The following is a 9,771-nucleotide window of genomic DNA, read 5'->3' as shown; positions in this document are numbered from 1 at the left end:
GCAGCAGCGGCAGGTTCCACGGCACGACGATCGCGACCACGCCGACCGGCTTGCGCACCGCGTAGTTGAGCGCGCGCCCGCCGGTCGCGGTGACGGTGGTGAACGACTCGGCGGGCGACGCGGCGACGATGTCGGCGAACGCGCGGAAGTTGGCCGCCCCGCGCGGGATGTCGAGCGTGCGTGCCTGGCTCACCGGCTTGCCGGTGTCGGCGACCTCGGCAGCGACCAGGTCGTCGAAGCGCCGCTCGAGCTCGTCGGCGATCCGGCGCAGCACGGCCGCGCGCTCCAGTTCGCCGGTGCGCCCCCACGGGCCGCGAATGGCCAACCGTGCCGCCGCCACCGCGGCGTCCACGGTGGACTCGTCCGCCTCGCACACCTCGGTGACGAGGTCGCCGGTGACCGGGCTCAGTTTCGGAAACGCCGGACCGGCGGCGACGAAGTGCCCGCCGATGAAGTGCCGCAGTATCATCGCCGCCACCCCTTGACCACGGCGGCGCCGATCGCGCCGATCGCGAGGGCGCCGACCGCCCCGAGCACCTGGTGCTGGCGCCGCACCCGGTCACGCACTTGAGCGTAGGGCGTGGTGCTGAACGAGACCAGCTCGTAGCGGGAGACGTACCGGCCGGGCAGCGCACGTTCCAGCGCGTGCTCGATCCTCTTCCCGAGCTGGAAGACCGGCGAGGCCACCTTGTCCCGCATCTCCACGAAATTGTTGAGCGCCATCGTGGCGATCGCCTCGACGTCGTCGCGGCGCCGCGCCTCGAACAGCGGCAGCGCGGCGGCGAAGTCGTCGCCGGTCTCGTCGAGCACCCGGTCGAGCACGACGCAGTCCTCGAAGCCGCAGTTGGCGCCCTGCCCGTAGAACGGCACGATCGCGTGCGCCGCGTCGCCGATGAGGCCGACCGGGCCGCCCGGCGTCGCCGCCTGCCACGGGCCGCAGCGGACCGTGCCGAGCAGGCCGACCGGGTTGAGCCGATAGTCGTCGACGAGGTTCGGCATCAGCGGTACCACGTCCGGATAGACCGCCCGGAAGTGCCGCTCGATCGCGGCCGGGCTGCCCAGCGACGCGAAGCTCGCCGTGCCGCCGCCCGGCCAGAAGAGCGTGCAGGTGAACGTGCGGTCGGGGTTGGGCAGCGCGATCATCATCGACGTGCCCCGCGGCCAGATGTGCAGCGCGCCGGGGTCCAGGGCGAAGTCGCCGTCCGGGCCCGCCGCGATCGTCAGCTCCTTGTAGCCGTAGTCGAGGAAGTCGAGGGACTCGTCGAGCAGCCCCAGGCCGAGCAGCTCGCCGCGCACCGCGCTGCCCGCGCCGTCGGCGCCGATGACGACGTCGGCGCTCGCCTTCACCTCGCCGGCCGGCGTCGCGAACACTAGCGGGTCGAGGCCGGTCAGCCGGTGCTCGAAGACGATCCGCACCCCGCGGGTGGCGCCGGCCGCGTCGAGCAGCGCGTTGTTCAGCGCGCCCCGGCTGATCGAGTTGATCGCCCACCGGCCGTCGAGGCTGTACTGCTGGAAGTCCAGCTCGCCGGCGACCGGGTGGATCATCCGCCCGCGCATCGGCAGCGCGTCGACGAGCACCCGCTGCTGCAGGCCGATCCGGCGCAGTGCGTCGATGCCCCGCTCCGACAGCGCCAGGTTGATCGACCGGCCGCGCTCCGGCCCGGTGGTGCTCGGGTCGGGCCGGCGCTCGTAGACGGTCACGGCGTGCCCGCGCCGGGCCAGGAAGCAGGCGAGCAGGCTGCCGGTGAGCCCCGCACCGATCACGGCGACGTCCTTCATGCCCCCACCTCGCGCGCGATGGCCGCGGCCGCCCGCCAGCAGTCATGATACGTGGAGTACAGCGGCACCGGAGCGAGGCGCACGATGTCGGGCTCGCGGCTGTCGGCGATCACCCCGTGCCGGTGCCGCAGGGCCTTGCTCAGCCCGCCGGCGTCGGCGACGCGCAGCGACAGCTGGCAGCCGCGCCGCGCCGGGTCGCGCGGCGTCACGACCTCGGCCCCGATCTGGTCCAGCAGCGTCTGCAGGTATTCGGTGAGCCGCTCGCTGCGCGCCCGCAGCGCCGGCATGCCCACCGTGTCGAACAGCGCCAGGGATGTGCGCACCGGGCTCATCGCCAGGATCGGCGGGTTGGACACCTGCCATGCGTCGGCGGTCCTCGGCGGGCGGGACACCGGCGCCATCTCGAACCGCGTCGCCGGCTCGGTGCTCCACCAGCCCTCGAAGCGGGGCAGGGCGCCACCGGTGTGCCGCTCGTGCACGAACGCGCCCGCCACCGCCCCCGGCCCGCTGTTGAGGTACTTGTACGAGCACCACGCGGCGAAGTCGACGCCCCACTCGTGCAGCCGCAGCGGCACGTTGCCGACCGCGTGCGCCAGGTCCCACCCGACGACCGCACCGGCCGCGTGCCCGGCCGCCGTGATCCCCGGGATGTCCAGCAGCTCGCCGGTGAGGTAGTTGACCCCGCCCAGCAGTACCAGCGCGACGCGGTCCCCGTGCTCGCGGATCGTCGCCATCGGGTCGTCGGTGCGCACGACCGTACGGTCCGGATCGAGGCCATGGAAGGCGGCCTGGCTGCGGACCGCGTAGCTGTCCGACGGGAACGCCGTGTCCTCGACGACGATCAGCGTGCGGCCGCCGGCCGGCCGGTAGAACGACACCATCAGCAGGTGCAGGTTGACGGTCAGCGAGTTCATCACCACCGTCTCGGCCGGGAGCGCGCCGACCAGCCGGGCCGCCGGCTCGCGCAGCAGCTCGTGGTAGGGCAGCCAGGGCCGCTCGGCCTCCAGGTGCCCCTCGACGCCGAGCCGGGCCCACGCGTCGAGCTCCTCGAGCAGCTCACCCCGCACGGCGCGGGGCTGCAGGCCGAGCGAGTTGCCGGCGAGGTACGCCGTCTCGGGGTAGTCGCCGCCCTCGGCCGGCGGCACGAGGAACAGCTCCCGGTGCCCGGGGTCGCCGGCGTCGAGCCGGCGGGCCTCGGCCTCTGTGTCGTCTTCGGTGTGCGTCATCAGATCATCGTCCGTGCGGACCACAGTTCGGGGAACACCACCCGGGCCATGCTGCGGGTCAGCCAGGCCGCGCCGGAGGAGCCGCCGCTGCCGGGCTTGTTCCCCATTGTTCGCTGTACGGCGGTCAGGTGCTTGTACCGCCAGTCGCCGAACGCCTCCGCGACGTCGGTGAGCGCCTCACCGAGCGCGTAGAGCGGGTTGTCGCCGCGGTCGTCGCGGTAGATCTCCACCCAGGCCCGCTCGACGGCCGGCGACGGCTCGTACTCCCGCGCGTGGTCGCGCGCGAGGAACTCGGCCGGGATGTCGAAGCCGCGCCGGGCGAGCATGGCGGTGACGTCGTCCCACACGCTCGGCGCGGCCAGCGCGACGATCAGGTCGTCGTACAGGTCGGCCTGCCGCTTGAACGGGCGGATCAGCGGCTCGCTCTTGAGCCCCAGCAGGAACTCCAGGTGGCGGTACATCGCCGACTGGAAGCCGGACGCCTCGCCGAGCTGGCCGCGGAAGCGGTTGAAGTCGGCCGGCGTCATCCAGCGCAGTCCGTTCCAGGCCGCGATGAGCCCGTCCAGGTCGAGCTTGATGCGCCGCAGCGTGGCGACGGCGCCCCACACGTCGTCCTCGCGCAGCAGCCGCTGGGTGTCGCGCAGCTCGTGGCGCGCGAGCCCGAACCACAGCTCCATCACCTGGCTGACCATCAGGAAGGACATCTCGCCGGGGTCCTTGCTCAGCGGCTGCTGCAGCGAGTGCAGCGTGCTGGCATGGACGTACGCGTCGTATGGGACCCGGTCGGCGAAGTCGAGGCTCGGACCACTCACAGCCCTATCGTCTTACCGCGACCCACCTGCGCGAAATAGTGGATCAACGGTCATTTACGCTGCTCACGTGCGGGGCGCAAACCGTAGCGCACGATCGGGTTTCGGAACGGAAGGTGCCCGTGGACAACATGGACTGGGCGCTGCTGCGCGAGCTGCAGGACGACGCCCGGCTGTCCTACTCCGAGCTGTCGCGCCGGGTCCACCTGTCGCCGCCGGCCGTCGCCGAGCGGGTGCGCCGGCTGGAGTCCGCCGGCGTGATCACCGGCTACCACGCACACGTCGACCTGACCAAGGCCGGCCGGCACGTGGTCGCGCTGATCAGAATGTCGTGCTATGGCGCGCGCTGCGTGCTGCGCGATCCCGGCGTGCTCGAGTGGCCGGAGGTGCTGGAGATCCACCGGGTGACCGGCGACGCGTGCTCGATCCTGAAGGTCGTGACGGCCTCGATGGAGGACTTCGAGTCGACGATCGATCGCTTGGCCCCATACGGCCAGCCGTCGAGCACGATGGTGCTCTCGACCCCGCTGCGCTGGCGCCCCCTGTCGCCCTGACACGTTCGGCGCCACATTACGTTGCCAGCCAACCTTTCCTCGAACTGCTCGATCGTCACGCCGTCGGCCCCGGCCGCTCCGCCGTTACCTTTACCTTCAGCCACGCAGCCCAGATCAGCTGCTTGGGGATGTCGCCAGCCCCACTGCGATACGCAGGCGGATCACAGCTACTCCGGGCGAGTCCGCCAGCGTGCCACGCGTCGGTACTCTGCTCCTTACGGTTTCCCGCCGCTTGGAGTCCTCCCTCTCGCCACCGGTCGCCCGGCGAACGGTATCGGCCACGCATTCACACGTGCCCGGACATCACCTGGGAAGTCGCGCATCTTCCCGGTCCACACCTGACACGGTCACCGCCGCGCCTTTTCCACGACGCTCAAGACAACGGTATTCGACCTCACCGTGGAGAAGGATCTTGTGGTGAGCACTGATCCACCAAGGGCATCCTCGTTGAGATCCCTCATTATGGGCTGCCGTTCGGGGCGGTGGTTTCGGTCGGGTTCTGGGATAATTGCATGCATGGGGCAGCTGGGATTGTTTTCAAGGGCGGAGTTGGCTGCCATGCGTGACAGGACCAGGTCACGTCGTTATTCTCCGGCGAAGGAGCAGTTCCGCCGCGAGCATGCACGGCATCGGGAATGGGGCCTGGCCAGACGTCACGCCGAGAAGCTCCGCCGCGTGCGCGGTGGCCCCTCGCCGACGGTCAGCGACCAGCGTGGCGGATCGGTGCAGGGGCCGTCGCCGCCCCCGCCCGTCACGCCGCCTGACCAGGCACAACCTGACCAGACACAACGTCCCGCGAGCAGCACCGCGGCCAACGACTGCGAACCCGCGCCGCGCCAGGTGGACGGCGCCGGAAGGCCCACTCCCGTCCCGAAGCGTCGTCGTGCACGCACGCCACAGGTGCGCCGGCCCGCCGGTCCGGCAACGCATCAAAGGTTCGCGGAAATATACGGCCACCGGTGCATCGCGGCCGACTTTCGACAATGCCGCGCACGGCCGATCGGCAATTCCGCCGAATGCTCCGCACGGCAAAAACAAGCAACCGCTGTCCCAATGGACCACCGGTGCAGATTCCCGAATGACGTGATCTCAGCGAGCATGCCGTCGGAGTTGACCGCAACGGGCAAACCGTCCACGTCGGACAGTGCTGGAAGTTGGGCGAAACCCTCGAAGATCCACCTACGGATGAGGACTCCGTCCGTGGTGCCTATCGCGCTGTCCTTTGCCGTGTCGCGCCTGCTGGCCACCGAACGCCGCACTCGCCGCGGAACCCGGGCGCTGACCTGCTGCTACCAAGCGCTGCTGGCGCTGGTGTGGTTCCGCAAAACGCGGATAAAGCCGGGTGCGGCGTCTCCCGGGCCGCCCAGGCCCCACCTGCACGAAGCGCTGACCGCCTCGCCGATACCACGACCAGCGTCAAAGCCGACGCGCCACCAAGGCATCCGCACGACTGGAGCTGCGCCCAGCGCCGCACCTACCCACCCGGGCTGACACCGGCAACGAGGGCGCCGGACACGGCACGAATGAGCGTGGCGTTTCGTGCCATCAGCGCGACTCGACGACGCGTTTGAGCGCTTCGAGGTCGGCCTGGACCGCGGCGGCGTCCCGCTCGAAGTCGGCGTCCGTCATCCCGGGCTGCCTGCGCAACGTGAACACGAGCTCGCTGCCGTCGTCGTGGGGCAGCACGCGCATCGGGTTGTGGAACGTCTCCCCGCCGGGAAGCAGCACGTCGTGGTCGAGCACACCATACGGATTGGCGGGCGTGAAGGTCAGTTCGATCCGGCCCATCCCGGAGTCGGCGAACCAGCGCTGCGCGTCGCGCTCGACGGCGGTGCACAGGCCGGGCGCCCATTCGGGCAGGTGCAGCGGGTCCGCGGCATACGCGTAGACCTCGGCCGGTGGCCGCTCGACGTGAACGCTGAGATGCCTCGACTCGCTCGCCACGCCGGTCATCCTGCCACGATCCGCACGATGATTCCCACCGATGGCTGAATTCGTTACGGTTGATGCGTGACGTCGCCGACGCTGTTCACCCAGGAGTTCTGGAACGATCCCCACCCCGTGTATGCCGCGCTGCGGCAGGAGGCACCGGTGCGTGCGGTGACCCTGCCCAACGGCATGGAGGTATGGCTGGTTACCAGATACTCGGACTGCAAGACCGCGCTCGCCGATCCGCGCCTGTCGAAGCGGCTGGGGGTCGGCGACAACTCACGCGCGCTGGCCGCTCCGGTGCGCTCGCCGCTGACGCACCACCTGCTGGCCAACGACCCGCCGGACCACACGCGGCTGCGCCGGCTGGTGGCGAAGGTGTTCACGGCACGGCGGGTCGAGGATCTCCGCCCGCGCATCGGCGAGCTGAGCGCGGCCCTGATCGAGCCGTTGCGCGACAAGGACGGCGTGGACCTCGTCGAGGAGTACGCCGTCCATCTGCCGATCCAGGTGATCTGCGAGCTGCTCGGCGTGCCGATCGAGGACCAGGCGGACTTCCGGCGCTGGACGGCGGTGATGGTGTCGGCTTCGGCCGGCGGCGCAGGGGTGCCCGAGGCGGCCGCGGCCTTCGTGGGATATCTGCGGGGGCTGATCGAGCGCAAGCGCGCCGCCCCGGCGGACGACCTGCTCAGCGCGCTGGTCGCGACCAGGGACGAGGACGACCGCCTCAGCGAGGACGAGCTCACGTCGATGGCGTTCCTGCTGCTGTTCGCCGGGCACGAGACCACGGTGAACCTCATCGGCAACGGGATGTACACCCTGCTGACGCTCCCGGACGCGCACCGGCGCCTGCGGGAGGACCCGTCGCTGATCCCGGCGGCCATCGAGGAGTTCCTGCGGCTGGAGAGCCCGGTCGAGACCGCGACGTCGCGCACGGCCACGGAGGCGGTCACCTACGGTGGGGTGACGATCCCGGCCGGTGCCATGGTCGCGATCTCGCTGCTGTCCGCCGACCGGGACCCGGACCGGTTCCCGGCGCCGGACGAGTTCGACCTGGGCCGGCCGGACAACCAGCACCTCGCGTTCGGATACGGCATCCACTACTGCCTCGGCGCGCCCCTCGCCCGGCTGGAGGCGCAGATCGCCTTCACCGACCTCCTGACGGCGTTCCCGGACATGCGCCTGGCGGTGCCGCCGTCCGAGGTGACGTGGCGGCCCGGCACGCTGATCCGCGGCACGGTGGCGTTGCCGGTCCTGCTGTGAGGCCCACGCCCGGTGGTGCCGCACGCCGGTCGGCGGGGTTCAGTCGGGTATGTGGCCGCCGACGCCGAGGAACAAGGCGACCAGACCCAGCACGCCCACGACGAGGGCGGTCAGTTTGATGAACCGGCCGGTCGGGTCGACGACGGTGACGTTGAACCAGCCGCGCGGGTCGACGCGGACGCGGACCTGGTCGCCGGGCTTCGGTTCGGAGTCGAGGAAGCGCAGCCGGCCGAGGTCCTTGCCGGTGGAGGCGTCGGCGACCCGGTAGGCCGGGAACCTCTCCTCCGAGACGCTGCTCAGCCCGCGGACGACCTGCGTGACGACGGCATCCGTCGGGGTGCCCTCGCGCGACATGTAGGCGGGCAGCACCAGCAGGGCGGCCAGCCACGAGGCGAGCGTCAGCACGAGCAGCATGACCACGCGGTTGCCGACGGTGTGGTCGGGGGCGCCGAGCCGATACAGCAGGTAGCCGGGCACGGCGGCCACCAGCGACAGCGCTGAGCCCACCGCCAGCCAGGTGAAGCTTGGACCGCCGGCGAGGATGCCGGTGCCGATGACGAAGCCCGTCGTCACCGCGAGTGCGAGGAGCGTCCGCCAGATCCCTTTGAACAGCGCGCCCCACGGATAGTGCTTCACGAGTGGCCACCGTAGGCGATCTTCGGTCGGCGCGCTGCCCCCGGGCCTCCCGAATTCGTGCGGCGGGCGACGGGCCGGGCGATACCGGTCAGGCAAGCCGGACAAGGCCGGACAAACGTCGCCTCCGACGGCCCCGCCGGAGGCGACCCCGAAGGGGCGCCCCGGGCAGAGCCGGTCGGAGGGTCGCGGACGAGATGCCCCAGCGCGTCAGGAGGATCCAGCCACCCGGCGTACCGCCGCCGAATAGTCGGGAACCGCGGACATCGCCGCCGCCAGGCGCAGGAACGGCAGCGCCTCCTTCGGACGGTTCTGGCGCTCGAGGGTGCGGCCCAGCAGATGGCACGCGTAGTGGTCGCTCGGGTCCCGGTCGACCAGCGCGCGCAGGTGCCGCTCGGCGCGCTTGAGCTGGGCGGACGCGAAGTAGGCACGCGCCAGCCACAGGCGCACCTCGGCGTTGCCGGGCTCCTCGGAAAGGACGGCGGACAGGATCTTCGCCGCCTCGATCGGGTCACCGGCGTCGAAGTAGAGGACTCCCCTGCGGTACTCGGCGATCACGTCGTTCATGCCAGCTTGCAACGTCCGCCCGGGCCGGGGTTGTTCCCTCAGTGGACCTTGAGCCAGCCGTCGAGGTCGTCGAGGACGCGGTCCTGCTCGGGTTCGTTGTACACCTCGTGGTGCAACCCGTCGTACACGTGGAGTGTCAGATCCTTCGATCCCGCCCGCGCCGCGATGAGCCGGCTCGACTCGGCGTCGACGAGGCCGTCCTCGGAGCCGTGCAGCACGAGCGTGGGCAGCGTCAGCTCGGGCAGGCGCCGCTGGAGGACGGCCATCTGGGTCAGCATCGCGCCGCCGAGGCCGGCCGGGACCTTGCCGTGGTGCACGAGCGGGTCGGCGTCGTACTTCGCGACGACCGCCGGGTCCTTGGAGATCAGGCTGGACGGCAGCGACTGCACCGGCGCGCTCGGGGCGACGCGGCCGAGCACCTTGGCGACCGCGATCGCGGGCTTCGGGATGCCCTTGCCGGGCCGGACCGGCGTGCCGGACAGCACGAGTCCGCGCAGGCCGGCCTGGTGATCCAGCGCGTACGTCAGGGCGATCATCGCCCCCATGCTGTGCCCGATCAGGAACGGCACCTGGCCGGGATGGCGGCGGCGGACCTCGGCGAACAACACGTCGAGGTCGTCCGTGTACTCGGCGATGCGGCGCGCGAGCAGGCGCTTGCCGCCGGAGCGTCCGTGCCCACGGTGATCCGGCGCGTACACGGCGAGACCGAGTTCGCCGAGGCGCGCGATGACGTGGTCGTACCGCCGGGCGTGCTCGCCCATCCCGTGGGACAGGACCACGACGCCGCTGACGCCCCGCTCGGGCAGCCAGGCGTCGTACACGATCCGGACGCCGCCACCGCCGGTGAGGGCGAGTTCATCGCGCTGCATGGCAGCATGGTGCGCCGCGTCGACGCCCGTTCGCAAGGAGCAGCCCTCGGGATCGGCGAGCACGGCCCAGCCGGTACCGTCTGGACGTCCGAAATCACCACAAGAGAGGCGCCCAGGCCAATCACGTGCCCGATCTGCCTGA

General features: G+C 71.1%; 10 protein-coding genes. 2 read left to right on the top strand and 8 right to left on the bottom strand.

The window, feature by feature from the left end; translation table 11 throughout:
- From ABT297_RS37140 to ABT297_RS37125, 4 genes are all read right to left on the bottom strand, one after another.
- Positions 1–469, bottom strand: a 469-nt coding sequence (locus tag ABT297_RS37140; protein ID WP_350557263.1) for an aldehyde dehydrogenase family protein, incomplete at its 3' end; no start/stop codon positions are given.
- Positions 466–1,779 (bottom strand): FAD-dependent oxidoreductase, encoded by a 1,314-nt coding sequence (locus ABT297_RS37135; RefSeq protein WP_350557262.1) that lies wholly within the window; start codon positions 1,777–1,779, stop codon positions 466–468. The genes ABT297_RS37135 and ABT297_RS37140, both read right to left, overlap by 4 nt.
- Complete coding sequence (gene kynU / locus ABT297_RS37130) at positions 1,776–3,005, bottom strand: kynureninase (protein WP_350557261.1); 1,230 nt, start codon at positions 3,003–3,005, stop codon at positions 1,776–1,778. The genes ABT297_RS37135 and kynU overlap by 4 nt, the downstream gene beginning before the upstream one ends.
- Complete coding sequence (locus ABT297_RS37125; RefSeq protein WP_350557260.1) at positions 3,005–3,817, bottom strand: tryptophan 2,3-dioxygenase; 813 nt, start codon at positions 3,815–3,817, stop codon at positions 3,005–3,007. The genes kynU and ABT297_RS37125 overlap by 1 nt, the downstream gene beginning before the upstream one ends.
- A gap of 119 nt (positions 3,818–3,936) precedes the next feature.
- Here ABT297_RS37125 and ABT297_RS37120 point away from each other — a divergent pair, with 119 nt between their 5' ends.
- Positions 3,937–4,368 (top strand): Lrp/AsnC family transcriptional regulator, encoded by a 432-nt coding sequence (locus tag ABT297_RS37120; protein ID WP_350557259.1) that lies wholly within the window; start codon positions 3,937–3,939, stop codon positions 4,366–4,368.
- Between the two features lie 1,545 nt (positions 4,369–5,913).
- Here the strand turns inward: ABT297_RS37120 and ABT297_RS37115 are convergent.
- On the bottom strand, positions 5,914–6,321 hold the full coding sequence (locus tag ABT297_RS37115; protein WP_350557258.1) for an SRPBCC family protein: 408 nt from the start codon (positions 6,319–6,321) through the stop codon (positions 5,914–5,916).
- Positions 6,322–6,378: 57 nt separating this feature from the next.
- Here ABT297_RS37115 and ABT297_RS37110 point away from each other — a divergent pair, with 57 nt between their 5' ends.
- Entirely contained in the window at positions 6,379–7,560 is a 1,182-nt protein-coding gene (locus ABT297_RS37110; protein WP_350557257.1) for a cytochrome P450 family protein, read from the top strand.
- Positions 7,561–7,599: 39 nt separating this feature from the next.
- On the opposite strand, the gene ABT297_RS37105 is transcribed toward ABT297_RS37110, so the two are convergent.
- From ABT297_RS37105 to ABT297_RS37095, 3 genes are all read right to left on the bottom strand, one after another.
- Positions 7,600–8,196, bottom strand: a complete 597-nt coding sequence (locus ABT297_RS37105) for a hypothetical protein (protein WP_350557256.1) — start codon at positions 8,194–8,196, stop codon at positions 7,600–7,602.
- A 207-nt stretch (positions 8,197–8,403) separates the two neighbouring features.
- A complete protein-coding gene (locus ABT297_RS37100) occupies positions 8,404–8,760 on the bottom strand; it encodes a tetratricopeptide repeat protein (protein ID WP_350557255.1) in 357 nt (118 codons plus the stop codon).
- Between the two features lie 38 nt (positions 8,761–8,798).
- Positions 8,799–9,629: an alpha/beta hydrolase gene (locus tag ABT297_RS37095; RefSeq protein WP_350557254.1), complete on the bottom strand. Its 831-nt coding sequence runs from the start codon at positions 9,627–9,629 to the stop codon at positions 8,799–8,801.
- Positions 9,630–9,771: the final 142 nt, after the last annotated feature.

The organism is Dactylosporangium sp. NPDC000555 (genome assembly GCF_040300025.1).
Taxonomy (GTDB): domain Bacteria; phylum Actinomycetota; class Actinomycetes; order Mycobacteriales; family Micromonosporaceae; genus Dactylosporangium.
This window is presented reverse-complemented; position numbering and strand designations above follow the sequence as displayed.